Source organism: Mycobacterium sp. ZZG, from assembly GCF_054786995.1.
Genome location: NZ_JBTBFV010000002.1, coordinates 61,740 through 76,428 on the forward strand (window position 1 = coordinate 61,740; position 14,689 = coordinate 76,428).

Sequence of the window (14,689 nt, forward strand, 5' to 3'; positions counted from 1 at the left end):
CCCAAGACTATCGGCGCCACGCCACCGCGACCTGAGGACTGAGCAACCCGCCACGCAACTCCAGGTGCACCGGCGGGTCGGCGCAGGCGGCCAGCGCGCGCAGCGCCGACGGACTGTAGGCGCGCAACGAGCTGATCACCCCGTCGTGCACGAACGGCACCAGCGGCGCCCACGGCAGCATCGTCGCCAACCGCAGCAGATGCAGCGGCGCCGGCGGGCGAGGCAGATCGATGATGAGCAGCTTGTGCGCCGCGCGGGTGCCCTCGGCGATCACCCGGGCCGCGGCCTTCGGCGGCAGATGGTGGAACGACAACGCGAACACCGCCAGGTCGAACTTGCCGTCGGCCGCGTCCAGCGCCGTCGCGTCCATCTGCCGGACCGTCGCCCGCGGATGGGCCCCGAGGTCCCCGGCCGCGATCGCCGCGACGGACGCCGGCTCGACGTCGGTCACGGTGAGCCGGGCCGTGGGGTGCCACTCCAGCAGCTTGCGGGACAGCCCGCCGTGCCCTGCGCCGAGCTCCAGAATTGCGGGGTCGGCCACGTCGGCGACCTCGTCGAGCGCCAGCTTCGCGAACTTGTCGTGGTTGCCGAACAGCTCCCCGGTCCAGTCCAGGGCCCGGATCACGCTGCGCTTGGTCCGCTCGAGCCCAGCATCTCCGGCTGAGTCCCGGTCCAGGTATTCGCGACGGTCGGTTTCCAGCAGGCGGTCCAGGCAGGACGCATCCGGCCCACCGCGCGGCATGGAGCCGATGTCTGCCGCCGATTGCACGGCCCGTGTGTTCACGTAGTCCATCATGGACGAATGGCCGACTTCGTCGCTGCAATCGACCAGGGCACCACCAGCACCCGCTGCATGATCTTCGACCATGACGGCGCCGAGGTGGGCCGTCACCAGCTCGAACACGAACAGATCCTACCCAGGGCGGGCTGGGTCGAGCACAATCCCGTCGAGATCTGGGAGCGCACCGGCTCAGTGCTGGCGACGGCGCTGAACAAGACCAAGCTCGCCACCACCGACCTGGTGGCGCTGGGCATCACCAACCAGCGCGAGACGTCGCTGGTGTGGAACCGGCACACCGGCCGGCCGTACTACAACGCGATCGTCTGGCAGGACACCCGCACCGACCGGATCGCGTCCGCACTCGACCGTGACGGTCGCGGTGACGTGATCCGGCAGAAGGCCGGGTTGCCACCGGCCACCTATTTCTCCGGCGGCAAGCTGCAGTGGCTGCTGGAGAACGTCGACGGTCTGCGCGCCGACGCCGAGAAGGGTGACGCGCTCTTCGGCACCACCGACACCTGGGTGCTGTGGAATCTGACCGGCGGGCATCGCGGCGGGGTGCACGTCACCGACGTCACGAACGCCAGCCGCACCATGCTGATGAATCTGGAGACCCTGGACTGGGACGACGAACTGCTCGGGTTCTTCGGGATCCCGCGCCAGATGCTGCCCGAGATCCGGCCGTCGTCGTCTCCGCAGCCATACGGGGTCACCGTCGAGACCGGGCCCGCCGACGGCGAAATCCCGGTCACCGGGATCCTCGGCGATCAGCAGGCCGCCATGGTGGGGCAGGTCTGCCTGTCCGTCGGAGAGGCGAAAAACACTTACGGCACAGGCAATTTCCTGCTGCTCAACACCGGCGAGGACATCGTGCGGTCGAAGAACGGACTGCTGACCACGGTGTGTTACCAGTTCGGTGACGCGAAACCCGTTTACGCCCTTGAGGGTTCGATTGCGGTGACGGGCTCGGCGGTGCAGTGGCTGCGCGACCAGCTGGGCATCATCAGCGGCGCGTCACAGAGCGAGGCGCTGGCCCGTCAGGTCGAGGACAACGGCGGGGTGTACTTCGTGCCGGCGTTCTCCGGCCTGTTCGCCCCGTACTGGCGCTCGGATGCGCGCGGGGCGATCGTCGGACTGTCCCGGTTCAACACCAACGCCCACGTGGCGCGGGCGACGTTGGAGGCGATCTGTTACCAGAGCCGCGACGTCGTCGATGCGATGGCCGCCGATTCCGGTGTGCGCCTTGAGGTGCTGAAGGTCGACGGCGGCATCACCGCCAACGACCTGTGTATGCAGATCCAGGCCGACGTGCTCGGCGTCGACGTCGTCAAGCCCGTCGTCGCCGAGACCACTGCGCTCGGCGCCGCGTACGCTGCGGGACTGGCCACCGGATTCTGGGACGGCCCGGACGATCTGCGCGCCAACTGGCAGGAGGGCAAACGCTGGTCACCCGACTGGTCGGACGAACAGCGCGAAGACGGCTACACGGGTTGGCGCAAAGCCGTGCAGCGCACCCTGGACTGGGTCGACGTCGACTGATCACCGGTGACGTCGGTCAACGTCGGCGTGGCCGCGAATGTGGGTGTTATGTACGAATTTCAGCGATCTGGCGTGCATAAGGCCCACATACGTGGCGGCTTTGGCTGCGACCGTGCCAACCTTGGCGAGCTTGTTCCTACTGGCCCGCCGCGACCAGTTCCCGCAACTGCATGGTGGGGTTCTCCCGCTGCACCGTCTCCAACCGCCACCTCGTGGAGAACACCACGAGCATGACGCCGTCGGTGCGGGTGAAGACCTCCACCGCGGCCATCTTGCCCAGCGCTTCGGCGTCCTCGGGTTCGCAGATGCGGGCCACCGTATAGGGCAGGGCTTCGAGTGCGATCGGGGCGCTGAACTCCGACGCCATCCGGTGGGCGGCCACCTCGAACTGCATCGGCCCGACGGCCGCCAGAACGGGTGCCTGGTCGCCGCGCCGGTCCGAGCGCAGCACCTGGACGACGCCTTCCTGGTCGAGCTGCTCGATGCCTTTGCGGAACTGCTTGTGCTTGCTCGGGTCGGTGCCCCGCGCGACGGAGAAGTGTTCAGGCGAAAAGCTCGGGATCGGAGGGTATTGCACCGCGACGTCCTGGTAGAGCGTGTCACCCGGCCGCAGCGCGGCGGCGTTGGCCAGCCCGATCACGTCACCCGGCCACGCGGTGTCGAGAGTCGACCGCTCCCGGCCGAAGACCGACTGGGCGTACTTGGTCACGAACGGCTTGCCGGTGGACGCGTGGGTCAGGACGTCGCCGCGTTCGAACGTGCCCGAGCACACCCGGGCATAGGCGATGCGGTCGCGGTGCGCGGAATCCATGCCCGCCTGCACCTTGAACACGAACGCGCTGAACGGCGCCGCCGCGTCGCGCCGGTTGCCGTCGACGTCGAGCTGCCCGCTCGGCGGCGGCGCCAGCTGGGCGAGCACGTCGAGAAGCTGGTTCACTCCGAAATTCAGTGCCGCGGAAGTGAACAGCACCGGTGTCGAGGTGCAGTCGAGGAACGTCTCTGGATCGAAGTCGGCGCCGTCGGCGCTCAACAGCTCCGACTCCTCGACCGCGGTGTCCCAGTCCACCCCGGCCGCGTCATGCGCCTTCGACGGGTCGATGTGCTCCTCGGGGGCGGCGGTCGCGCCACCGGCGGTGCGGGTGAAGCGGATGAACTTCCCGGTGCGGCGGTCGAGTACGCCCTTGAAATCGCCGGCGATGCCGACCGGCCACGTCAGTGGTGTCGGCCGCAACCCGATCTCCGACTGGATCTCGTCCATCAGCTCCAGCGCATGGCGGCCCGGACGGTCCCACTTGTTGACCACGGTGATGATCGGGATCCGGCGGTGCCGGCACACCTGGAAGAGCTTGAGCGTCTGCGGTTCCAGGCCCTTGGCCGCGTCGATCAGCATTACCGCCGAGTCGACAGCGGTCAGCACCCGGTAGGTGTCCTCGGAGAAATCCGCGTGGCCGGGGGTGTCGAGCAGGTTGATGACGCAGGTGTCGCCGGCGTGCGTGATGTAGGGGAACTGCAGCGCCGTCGAAGTGATCGAGATGCCGCGCGCCTTCTCCATCTCCATCCAGTCGGACACGGTGGCGCGGCGGCCGGCCTTGCCGTGAATGGCGCCGGCCTCGGTGATGGCCTTGGCGTGCAGCACCAGGGCTTCGGTCAACGTGGACTTGCCGGCGTCCGGGTGGCTGATGACTGCGAAGGTTCGGCGGCGTCGGGCCTCGGTTGAGACGCGGTCGGATCGAGGGCCGGCCGCCGTCGCCGCCTCGGTGGAGTTCGTCATTATGCCGCCGATTTTATGGACCGCGGCCGAGAAACCGTAATCGCGCCCGATCCGCCCGGATCAGTCCTCGCCGAGAATGTGGTAGATCTCGCGGCGCGCGTTGTTCACGATGTCGACGATGCGCTGCTGCTGCTCGGGGGTGGCCGCGTGCGCGGACTGGGCGACCGCGCCCATCAGCTGCCCAACGGCGTTGCGGAGGCTCACCGCTCCGGGGTCGGCCTCACCTGCGATCTCGTCCCACGGCGCGGTCTCGATCTTCTCGGCCGCGGCGCGACCGTCGTCGGTCAGCTCGAAGAGCTTCTTGCTGCCCTCGGTCTCGGTGGCAGTGAGCAGACCTTCGTCGACGAGCAGCTGCAGGGTCGGGTAGATCGAGCCGGGACTGGGCTTCCACAGTTGCTGGCTGCGCTCGTGGATCTCCTGGATCATCTCGTAGCCGTGCATCGGGCGGTCGATCAATAGTTTGAGGATCGCCGCGCGCACGTCACCGCGCCGCCCTCGGCCGCCGCGGGGTCCGCCGCGCCGTGCACCGGGGCCGCCCGGCCCGAAACCGAAGCCGGGGCCGAAACCGGGACCGAAACCGCCGGGGCCGAAACCGCCGGGGCCGAAGCCCGCGTCGCCGCGATGCTCACGGACGTGCTCGCGGAATTCGCGCCGGGACGCGCGACGACGTCCGTGCAGGACGCGGGGATCGACCGGGCCGAATCCGAAACCGCGGCCCTCGAACGGGCTGCCAGGCGGGGTGAAAGGGGTGTTCATGGGGTGCTCATTTCTGTCGAACGAAGCACTGACTGCGCTTCCGATACGTTGACGATATATCGGAAACTATCGCGATGCAACGACGATGTGATCAGTCTGGCAGCCGGTCCTCCACCGACTTGGCCCATGCGGCCTGCATCGCATGCAGCCGCAGGCCGTAGTCCAGCGCCGCCAACCCGAAGAACGCCCCGTCGGTCTGTCCTGCCGTCAGCGAGTCGCGCAGCGCCGTCAGCCGCCGGATCTCGGCCTCGGCGTGCTCGGCCATGGCGTGCAGATGGGCGCGCGCCTGCTCCGGCGGAATCAGGCCGAGCAGGAAGACCCGCAACAGAGCCGCGCTGCGGAACGGCGGATCGTCCTGGGGGCTGGTGACCCAGCGCTGCAGCTCGGCGCGTCCGGCATCGGTGATCTGGTGCTCCTTGCGGCCGCGCGGGCCCACGGCGCACACCTCGATCAACCCTGCGGCCGCAAGCTTGTTGAGCTCGGAGTACAGCTGGCTCTGGGTGGCGGGCCACACGTTGGCCATCGAGTTCTCGAACTGCTTGAGCAGGTCGTAACCGCTGGCCGGGCCCTCGGCCAACAGGCCGAGGGCGGCTATCCGAAGGCTCATGGCGGCATAGTACGGCCCCGATATTCCAGAAGTGGACTATCGGGGCCGTGCCGGGCGGGCAGTCAGGCCACGGCTTCGGCCGCGGTGTCGGCGACAGCATCCCGCAGCGGCGACATCCGCCACGGCCCACGGGTGGCCAGCAGGTAGTACAGGGCGAACCCGACGCCACACCCGATGAACCAGCTGTACTGCGCCGCCGCGGACATGCCGGTGACCGATCCCCCGAGCAGCACCGGAATCACCGCGAGCGTCGCACCGACGAGCGTCGCCGCGACCGCGACCGGGTTGTAGCCCTTGGCGTACCAGTAGTTGGCCTTCGGGCTCATCGTGAACATGTCATCGACCACGATCTTCTGCTTGCGCACCAGGTAGTAGTCGGCGATCAGCACACCGAACAGCGGCCCGATGAACGCGCCGAGGGTCTCCAGCGTGTAGTGGATGACCTCCGGGTTGCTGTACAGGTTCCACGGCGTGATCAGCACCGAGCCGACCGCGGCGATCATGCCGCCCATCCGCCAGCTGATCCGCTGCGGGCTGACGTTGGAGAAGTCGAACGCCGGCGAGATGAAGTTCGCGACGATGTTGATGCCGATGGTGGCGATGCTGAATGTCAACGCGCCCAGGATGATCGCCATCGTGTTGTCGATGCGGGCCACCGTTTCGACGGGATCGGTAAGCAGCTCGCCGAACACCGGGACCGTCGCGGCGGCGGTCATCACCACCAGCAGCGAGAAGACCAGGAAGTTGACCGGCAGGCCGAGGAAGTTCCCCTTCTTGACCGCCTCGAACGACTTGCCGTACCGGGAGAAGTCGCCGAAGTTCAGCATCGGGCCCGAGAAGTACGAGACGACCAATGCGATCGCACCCAGCATGACCGCCAGCGTGCTGCCGTTCTTCTCGCCGCCGAGGGTGAGGCTGACATGCCAGCCGGAGCGGTACAGCAGGTAACCGCAGAGGATGAACATCACGACGTAGACGGCCGGTCCGCAGAAGTCGATGAACTTGCGGATCGACTCCATGCCGCGCCAGAACACGCATGCCTGCAGGACCCACAGCAGCAGGAAGCTGCCCCAGCCGAGCAGGGAAAGCCCGGCAAAGCCGTAGTTCTCAACCTCGGCGTAGGGCATCAGTCCGGGAAACAGCTTGAGCAGCACCACATCCAGCGCCGCCGAGGCCAGGTAGGTCTGAATGCCATACCAGGCCACCGCGATCAGGCCGCGGATGATCGCCGGGATGTTGGCGCCCAGCACGCCGAACGAGCTGCGGCACACCACCGGGTAAGGCACGCCGGCCCGCTGGCTGGGTTTGGCCACCAGATTGCAGAAGATGTTGACGATCACGATGCCGACGAGCAGCGCGATCAGCACCTGCCAGCTGGCCAGGCCGAGCGCGAACAGGCTGCCCGCGGTGACGTACCCGCCGACGCTGTGCACGTCCGACATCCAGAACGCGAAGATGTTGTAGGACGTCCAGCGCTGCTTGGCCAGCGGTGCCAGATCCTCGTTGGTCAGCCGCGGGTCGTAGCCGGCCTTGATGAGGCCTGCGCCGACGGGATGCCCGGAGGCTTCGACCATGTCGTCGGCGTCGACTCGGGCGCCCGGAGGCAGGTCTCGGATGTCTGTCATGGATCAGCTCCCTGCTCGAAGGCGAAGAACGTCGATGCACGGAAGCTAGTTTCGGTGTGTTTCTCCACCGTTGCGCCGAGAATATATTTCGCCGGCTCGCCGCTCAGGCGCCGTCGATCACCAGTCCGGTGTCGGCGGGCAGCGAGGCCACCACCCCGTTGAGGCGCTTGTTGTGCGTCGCCGCGGCCGCCAGCAGCGCGTCGGGATCCCGGTCCAGGAACGCGTCGAGCATCACGCGGTGGTCCTCGTGCAGCATCGTGCGCTGGTCGCGGCCGACGTGCACCATCAGCTGCACGGGTTCGGTGATGTTCCAGGCGTTTTCGAGCATGCGCACCAGCCGCAGCATGCAGGACGGGCGACTGAGCGCCATGTGGAACTGCCTGCTGTAGCGGTGGTAGGTCTGGGCGTCGTCGAACTTCAGTGTCTGTGCCATGTTTTCGTGTGTCTCGGTCAGGTGGGCGCGGTCGGCGGCGGTGGCCCTGTGCACGGCGGCGGCCATCGCGGCCGACTCGAGGGTCTCACGCACGAGGTACATCTCGGCGAGTTCGCTGACCGTCAGCTGCGCGACGGCGTAGCCGGCGTTCGGCCGGTGCTGCACCAGTCCTTCCCCGGTCAGGGTTTTGAGGCTTTCCCGGACCGGGATGTGGCTGACTCCGAACAGGTCGGCGACCTCGCCCACCGGGATCGGGGTGCCGGGCGGCACCGCGCCGTCGAGGATCACCCGGCGCAGTTCGTCGACGATGTTCGGCGCCGGCGTGCCGGCGCGGCCCACGACCGCCTTGAACAGCGCCGCGGAGTGTCGGCGATCAGGCATCCTGTGATCCTCCTCCGCATACGGGGGGTTCGCGACACAAACACATTCCACTATTGACAGGTCATTAGTGGGGTGTCAGTGTGGAGCGACCGTGACAGGAGGTTGCGCCCCATGACCGAGACCACCTCGAAGCCCACTCCGGTCGACGCCGACGAGATCTTCAAGGTCGGCAACTACGCGCCGATTCCCGACGAGCTGACCGCGTTCGACCTGCCGGTGGAGGGCGCGATTCCCGCCGAGCTGGAAGGCTGGTACCTGCGCAACGGCCCCAACCCACGGCAGGCGACCGGGCACTGGTTCACCGGCGACGGCATGATCCACGGCGTCCGCATCGAGAACGGCCGCGCCGCCTGGTACCGCAACCGCTGGGTGCGCACGGACAGCTTCATCGACCCGTTCCCGCTGTACAACTCCGACGGCACCCGCAACCTGCGCGCCAGCGTCGCCAACACCCACGTGGTCAATCACGCCGGCAGGACCCTGGCACTGGTCGAATCATCTCTGCCGTATGAGATCACCGACGACCTGGAGACTGTAGGGGCCTTTGACTTCGGCGGCAGGCTGGCGGACTCGATGACCGCGCATCCGAAGATCTGCCCGACCACCGGTGAACTTCACTTCTTCGGCTACGGCAACATCTTCACCCCCCACGTCACCTACCACCGCGCAGATGCCAACGGCGAGTTGGTGATCGACCGTCCGCTCGACGTGCCCGCGTTGACGATGATGCACGACTTCGCGCTGACGGCGAACTACGTGGTGTTCATGGACCTGCCGATCGTGTTCAACATCGACATCGCGGTCGGTGGCGGCCGGGACATGCCCTACCGCTGGGACGACACCTACGGCGCCCGGTTCGGGGTGCTGCGCCGCGACGACCCGTTCGGCGAGGTGCGCTGGTTCGACATCGACCCCTGCTACGTCTTCCACGTCGCCAACGCACACGATGACGGCCGGACGCTTGTGGTGCAGGGCGTTCGCTATCCCGAATTATGGCGTGGCAACGGTGGATTCGACGCCGACGGGGTGATGTGGACCTGGACGATCGACCTGACGACCGGGGCGGTGCACGAAAGCCAGCTCGACGACCGGGTGGTCGAGTTCCCGCGGATCGACGACCGGCTGGCCACGCTGCCGGCCCGGTATGCGGTCTCGGTCGGCGAGGCCAGCCTGATCCGCCACGATCTGGTCACCGGCTCGGCCGTCGAGCACCGGTTCGGCACCGACACTTCGCCGGGTGGACCGGGAGAAGCGGTCTTCGTGCCGTCGACGTCCGGGCCCGCAGACGAGAGCAGCGGATGGTATCTGGGTTACGTGTACGACCCTGCACGCGACGGCAGCGATCTGGTGATCATCGACGCCTCGGACTTCTCCGGCGCACCGGTGGCGAGGATCAAACTCCCGCAGCGAGTTCCGTATGGCTTCCACGGGAACTGGATCGCCGGGTAGCCCTCACGACGGCTTCTGCTCGATTGCCGTCTACGACGGCTTCTGCTCGATTGCCGTCTACGACGGCGGTGCGAACCCGTTGCCCGCAGGGGGCTGCGGTGCCGGTGCACTCGGCGGGGGCGGGGCGGTCCAGGTGGGCGTCGGTGCCGGCGCGTGCTGCATGCGACCCAGTTCACGGCGGTGCCGCTCGGCAAGGACGGCGGCCAGTACCATCGCCGGCGGGGTGCCCGGTGGTGGCGGCGGCGAGATCTGTGCGGCGACATCAGTGGCGATCCGGTAGGCCATTTGATCGCGCACCTGTGGATCCAACTGTGCTGCGCGAGAAAGGAACTGGCGTGCCATCTCGGTCTGCGCCGGGTTCAGGCCCGACAGCTGCAGCGTGGTGGCCCACCAGGCCAGCTGCGGCGGCATCGCCGGTGGCGGGGCCTGGCGGGGCGCACGCTCGCTGATGACCACGGTGCCGGCGAAGACGTCGCCGATGCGCTTGCCTTTGGGCGACAGCATGCTGCACAGCACGGCGGGGCCGCCGGTGAGCATCCACAGTTCGATCGACCCGGCCAGCGCACGGAACAGCGCCTGACGGAAGCGCTCCGGACTGCCGTCCTCGGACACCACGCGCAGCCCCAGCGCCATCTTGCCCAGCGTCTTGCCGCGGGTGGCGGTCTCGAAGATCGTCGGATAACCGACCAGCGCCAGCACGGTGAAGATGATCAGCACCGCACCCGAGAACGCCGAATCGAACTGCGACAGCGTCACCGCCCACAGGATCACACCGAGCACGTACACGACGAAGACGACGACGACGTCGATCAGCGCCGACAGCGCGCGGACCGGCAGCTGGGCGATCTGCACGTCGAGGACGACGGCGTCACCGGTCACCACGGGCTGTTGCTGGCCAACCATAATCAGCCACGCTACTAAAATCCCTGGAGTGGATGTCGATGCGTTTGTCCTGGCGAACCGGCCGACGTGGGAGCGCCTCGAACATCTGGTGAAAAAGCGCCGCACACTCACCGGTGCGGAGGTCGACGAGCTGGTCGACCTGTACCAGCGGGTGTCGACCCACCTGTCGATCGTGCGCTCGGCGTCCTCGGATGCGGTGCTGATCGGCAAACTCTCCGGCCTAGTCGCCCGGGCGCGGGCGGTGGTCACCGGCGCTCACGCGCCGCTGTGGCGCGAGTTCGTCCGGTTCTGGACGGTGTCCTTCCCCGTCGTCGTCTACCGGTCGTGGCGGTGGTGGGTGGCCTCGGGGGTGGTGTTCTACGCGGTCGCGGCCGTGATCGCGGTGTGGGTGGCGCACTCGCCGGAGGTGCAGGCCTCGATCGGCACGCCCGGCGAGATCGAGCAGCTGGTCAACCACGAGTTCGCGAACTATTACAGCGAGCACCCGGCCGGGTCGTTCGCGCTGCAGGTGTGGGTGAACAACGCGTGGGTGACCGCCCAGTGCATCGGCATGTCGGTGCTGCTGGGAATCCCGATTCCGTACATCCTGTTCCAGAACTCGGCGAACCTCGGGGTCAACGCCGGACTGATGTTTCAGGCAGGCAAGGGTGACGTCTTCCTCGGCCTGATCACCCCGCACGGACTCATCGAGCTGACCGCGGTGTTCGTCGCGGCCGGGGTCGGTATGCGGCTGGGCTGGTCGGTGATCTCGCCGGGGGACCGTCCCCGCGGGCAGGTGCTGGCCGAACAAGGCCGCGCCGTGGTCGCCGTCGCGATCGGCCTGGCGGTGGTGCTGATGCTCGCCGGCGCGATCGAGGGATTCGTGACGCCGTCGTCGCTGCCGACGTTCGAGCGGGTCGCGATCGGGGTGGCCGCGGTGGTGGGCTTCTTCGGCTATGTGTTCCACTTCGGCCGCAAGGCCGCGCTGGCCGGCGAGACCGGCGATATCGAGGATGTGCCGGACGTGGTGCCGACCAGCTGAGCGTTCCGGGTTTCGGCGAGCAGACAGAAACTCGCACGAATCTGGGGTCAACCGTGCGAGTTTGCGCCTGCTCGCGGTCCACAGTCGCGGTCTCAGCTGGCCGCGGCAGCTCGCCATAGGTGCTCCCGAATCCGTTCAGCCATCCGCTCCGGATGGAAGCGAACGTCGGTGACGGTGATGGGAATGACCGTCCAACGCGCGTGCTGGATGCCCGCGAATCGCGCCTTGTCCCTCAGCATCGCGTCACGGCCGGCGTGCCAGTCGACGCTCTCGTACTCGGCCGCAACCTGGTAATCGGGCCAGGCGAAGTCCACGCGCCAGCTTTCCCACCGGCCGTGAATCAGATACTGAAGTTCGGGGCGGGGCACGTCGTGCTCGTGCATTGCCAGTCTTGCCTCGCTCTCCATCGGAGATTCGGCGCGGTCGTCGGCGAGGGGGAGAAGTTCACGTACGGCCACGATGCCCCGCCGACCGCGCTGCTCCGCGATCGCCTCACCGAGATCGGTCGGCGTGCACGACCCGGCGTGCAGGGCCGCGTCGAGCGTCGCGAGCGCGCGAGGCCGCCGCAAGGTGCGCGCGATCTCGACTGCGGTCCATGCGGGTGATGTCGCCAACCGGCCATTCACACGCTGCAGTGGCGCACCGAGGCGCTGGTGCACCACTAGACCCGGGGCGGGACGAATCCGGCGGCCGGGGTCGAGGATGTGCACCGCGGCAGTGCCCTCGGTGTCGAATCCGTACAGTGCGGCTGCAGTGCCCATACAGGCGACCGCGGGCAGGCCGAGGTATTTGTCCAGGGACACCAGCCTGCCGAAGCGATCAGGCTCGGCAGGTGCGTAGACCCCGTGCCATACGCGGATCAAGGTGCCGCGCCGCACCTGTACGTCGAGCTGCTGCCGGGTCAGCACCTGCAGCAGCGCCGCCGTCGTCGCATACCCGCCACCGGTCAGGAAGAGTTGTCGAACGGCATCCTGCACCCCCGAATCCTCATACCGTGCAGCCCACCGGGCAGCCGACTCACCTGCGTCGCTGTGGATGAAACTCGGATTGTGGACGGGGATATTCCGTCGAGCAGACACAAACTCGCACTGAAAGGGTCGAATCCGTGCGAGTTTGTGTCTGCTCGCGGTGAGAACCGGGCAGGGGGCTACAGGCGGCCGGCGGCCTTCATCGCCAGGTAGTGGTCGGCCAGCTCCGGCGCGAGGTCCTCCGGCGGCGCGTCGACCACCTCCACGCCCATCCCGCGCAGCCGGGAGGCCACCGCGCGGCGGTCGTTGCGGGACCGTTCGGCAGCGGCGGCGTCGTACACCTCGACCGCGTCGGCCCGCCCCGCGGCGAGCCTGTCCACCCGCGGGTCGGCCACCGCGGCGACGATCACGCGGTGCCTGGCGGTCAGTTGCGGGAGCACGCTCAGCAGGCCCTCGTCGATCGCTGACGCGTTGAGGTCGGTCAGCAGCACCACCAGCGCCTGGCGCCGCACCCGGCGCTGCACCGCAGAGACCATCGCGCGCGCGTCGGATTCCACGAGCGCGGGTTCCAGCGGCGCCATCGCGGCGACCAGCTGGGCCAGCAGGTCGGTGCGGGACGCATTGACCACGGCCGCGCGGGTCTCGCGGTCATGCGCCAGGAAGTCGACGTGATCGCCCGCACGCGCGGCCAGCGCGGCCAGCAACAGCGCGGCGTCCATGGACCAATCCAGGCGGGGCCAGCCCGTGGCGGGGTCTGATCCGGTGGGGTCCACCCCGACCCGGCCCGCCGACGTGCGTCCGGTGTCGAGCACGATCAGCACCCGCCGGTCGCGTTCGGGTCGCCAGGTGCGCACCACGACGTCGGCGCGCCGGGCGGTGGCCCGCCAGTCGATCGAACGCACGTCGTCGCCGACCACGTACTCCCGCAGCGAGTCGAATTCGGTGCCCTGGCCGCGGATCAGCGCCGGCGTCATGCCCTCCAGCTCCCGCAGCCGGGCCAGCCGCGACGGCAGATGCTTGCGGGACAGGAACGGAGGCAGGATGCGGATCCGCCACGGCACCCGATGCGAACCTTGGCGGCCGGCCAGCCCGAGCGGGCCGATCGACCGGGCGGTCACCAGCGCCGACACCTGGTCCCCGCGACGGACCGGCCGTAACTCCGATCGCAGCGTGACCCGTTGCCCGGCAGCGATGTTCACCGGCTGCACTCGCGGTTCGGCCCGCGCGCTGGGAGCCCACGCGTCGCGGATCACGCCGCGGAACCGCGCGCGGCCGGTGTTGCGCACCGTCAACTCCGCGGTCACCGGCTGACCGAGCCGCGCCGACGTCGGACCCCCGCGGCTCAGTTCGAGTGCGCGGGGACTGCCCGCGAGCACCGCGTCGAGCACCACCGCGGCCGCGAGCAGCGCCGCCAGAACCGCGAAAGTCGCTGCGGGGTAGGGCGACAGCACAACCGGGAGCGCGCACAACAGCGCGATCAGCCCGACGCGACCGGTGAGAACCACGAAACGCCGGCTATCTCGGCACAGGCACCGCGGACAGGATGCCCTCGATCACCCCGTCGGCGGTGGCGCCTTCGAGCTCGGCTTCGGGCCGCAGCGCCACCCGGTGCCGCAGGGTGGGCCGGGCCATCGCCTTGACATCGTCGGGGGTGACATAGCCGCGGCCCGACAGCCACGCCCACGACCTCGCGGTGGACAGCAGCGCCGTCGCGCCACGCGGAGACACGCCCAACTGCAGCGACGGGGAATTCCTTGTGGCGCCGACGATGTCGACGATGTATCCGAGCACCTCGTCGGCGACGAGCACCTGACGGACCGCGTCGCGGCCCGCGGCCAGTTCGGCGGGTCCGGCGACCGGCCTCACGAACGACAGATCGCGGGGGTCGAATCCGTGGGCGTGCCGGTTCAGGATCGCGATCTCCTGATCCCGCGGCGGCAGTGGCACATTCAGCTTCAGCAGGAAACGGTCCAGCTGCGCCTCCGGCAGCTGGTAGGTGCCCTCGTACTCGATCGGGTTCTGGGTGGCGGCGACGATGAACGGGTCGGGCAGGGCCCGTGGCTTCCCGTCCACGCTGACCTGACGTTCCTCCATCGCCTCCAGCAGCGCGGCCTGCGTCTTGGGCGGGGTGCGGTTGATCTCGTCGGCCAGCATCAGATTCGTGAACACGGGCCCGGCCCGGAACTCGAACTCGGCGGTGCGTGCGTCGTACACCAGCGATCCCGTCACGTCGCCCGGCATCAGGTCGGGGGTGAACTGCACCCGCTTGAAGTCCAGCTGCAGCGCCGCGGCCAGCGTGCGCACCAGCAGTGTCTTGGCGACACCGGGAACACCCTCGAGCAGCACGTGCCCCCGGCACAGCAGCGCGATCACCAGGCCACTGACGACGGCGTCCTGCCCGACCACCACCTTGCCGATCTCGCTGCGCAGAGCCATCAGCGCATTGCGGGCACCC

13 protein-coding genes are annotated in these 14,689 nt (G+C 68.5%); 3 read left to right on the top strand and 10 right to left on the bottom strand.

Features of this window, described 5'->3' with window-relative positions; translation table 11 throughout:
- Positions 1 to 7 precede the first annotated feature (7 nt).
- Entirely contained in the window at positions 8 to 742 is a 735-nt protein-coding gene (locus ACXMYJ_RS01785; protein ID WP_396885340.1) for a class I SAM-dependent methyltransferase, read from the bottom strand.
- A gap of 60 nt (positions 743 to 802) precedes the next feature.
- On the opposite strand from ACXMYJ_RS01785, the gene glpK reads away from it, so the two are divergent.
- On the top strand, positions 803 to 2,320 hold the full coding sequence (glpK, locus tag ACXMYJ_RS01790) for a glycerol kinase GlpK (protein WP_443187230.1): 1,518 nt from the start codon (positions 803 to 805) through the stop codon (positions 2,318 to 2,320).
- Between the two features lie 136 nt (positions 2,321 to 2,456).
- On the opposite strand, the gene ACXMYJ_RS01795 is transcribed toward glpK, so the two are convergent.
- The 5 genes from ACXMYJ_RS01795 to ACXMYJ_RS01815 all read right to left on the bottom strand — a co-directional run bounded on the left by ACXMYJ_RS01795 (position 2,457) and on the right by ACXMYJ_RS01815 (position 7,893).
- Positions 2,457 to 4,091: a peptide chain release factor 3 gene (locus ACXMYJ_RS01795; RefSeq protein WP_260755671.1), complete on the bottom strand. Its 1,635-nt coding sequence runs from the start codon at positions 4,089 to 4,091 to the stop codon at positions 2,457 to 2,459.
- A gap of 60 nt (positions 4,092 to 4,151) precedes the next feature.
- Complete coding sequence (locus ACXMYJ_RS01800; protein ID WP_260755670.1) at positions 4,152 to 4,847, bottom strand: PadR family transcriptional regulator; 696 nt, start codon at positions 4,845 to 4,847, stop codon at positions 4,152 to 4,154.
- A 91-nt stretch (positions 4,848 to 4,938) separates the two neighbouring features.
- Positions 4,939 to 5,454, bottom strand: coding sequence for a PadR family transcriptional regulator (locus tag ACXMYJ_RS01805; protein WP_460353590.1), 516 nt, complete (start codon positions 5,452 to 5,454; stop codon positions 4,939 to 4,941).
- 62 nt (positions 5,455 to 5,516) lie between these two features.
- On the bottom strand, positions 5,517 to 7,079 hold the full coding sequence (locus tag ACXMYJ_RS01810) for an NCS1 family nucleobase:cation symporter-1 (RefSeq protein ID WP_260755668.1): 1,563 nt from the start codon (positions 7,077 to 7,079) through the stop codon (positions 5,517 to 5,519).
- 103 nt (positions 7,080 to 7,182) lie between these two features.
- A complete protein-coding gene (locus ACXMYJ_RS01815) occupies positions 7,183 to 7,893 on the bottom strand; it encodes a GntR family transcriptional regulator (RefSeq protein WP_460353596.1) in 711 nt (236 codons plus the stop codon).
- Between the two features lie 111 nt (positions 7,894 to 8,004).
- On the opposite strand from ACXMYJ_RS01815, the gene ACXMYJ_RS01820 reads away from it, so the two are divergent.
- Complete coding sequence (locus tag ACXMYJ_RS01820) at positions 8,005 to 9,342, top strand: carotenoid oxygenase family protein (RefSeq protein WP_460353598.1); 1,338 nt, start codon at positions 8,005 to 8,007, stop codon at positions 9,340 to 9,342.
- 57 nt (positions 9,343 to 9,399) lie between these two features.
- On the opposite strand, the gene ACXMYJ_RS01825 is transcribed toward ACXMYJ_RS01820, so the two are convergent.
- The gene (locus tag ACXMYJ_RS01825; protein ID WP_460353602.1) at positions 9,400 to 10,245 is read right to left on the bottom strand and encodes an RDD family protein; all 846 of its coding nucleotides are present in this window, start codon (positions 10,243 to 10,245) and stop codon (positions 9,400 to 9,402) included.
- A gap of 28 nt (positions 10,246 to 10,273) precedes the next feature.
- Between ACXMYJ_RS01825 and ACXMYJ_RS01830 the strand changes: the two genes are divergently transcribed.
- Entirely contained in the window at positions 10,274 to 11,266 is a 993-nt protein-coding gene (locus ACXMYJ_RS01830) for a stage II sporulation protein M (protein WP_260755664.1), read from the top strand.
- 92 nt (positions 11,267 to 11,358) lie between these two features.
- On the opposite strand, the gene ACXMYJ_RS01835 is transcribed toward ACXMYJ_RS01830, so the two are convergent.
- The 3 genes from ACXMYJ_RS01835 to ACXMYJ_RS01845 form a co-directional block, all read right to left on the bottom strand.
- On the bottom strand, positions 11,359 to 12,243 hold the full coding sequence (locus ACXMYJ_RS01835) for a hypothetical protein (RefSeq protein WP_260755663.1): 885 nt from the start codon (positions 12,241 to 12,243) through the stop codon (positions 11,359 to 11,361).
- 170 nt (positions 12,244 to 12,413) lie between these two features.
- Complete coding sequence (locus ACXMYJ_RS01840; protein ID WP_260755662.1) at positions 12,414 to 13,739, bottom strand: DUF58 domain-containing protein; 1,326 nt, start codon at positions 13,737 to 13,739, stop codon at positions 12,414 to 12,416.
- A gap of 10 nt (positions 13,740 to 13,749) precedes the next feature.
- Positions 13,750 to 14,670 carry an AAA family ATPase gene (locus tag ACXMYJ_RS01845; protein WP_260757838.1) on the bottom strand — a complete coding sequence of 307 codons (921 nt, stop codon included), beginning with the start codon at positions 14,668 to 14,670 and terminating at the stop codon, positions 13,750 to 13,752.
- Positions 14,671 to 14,689 lie beyond the last annotated feature (19 nt).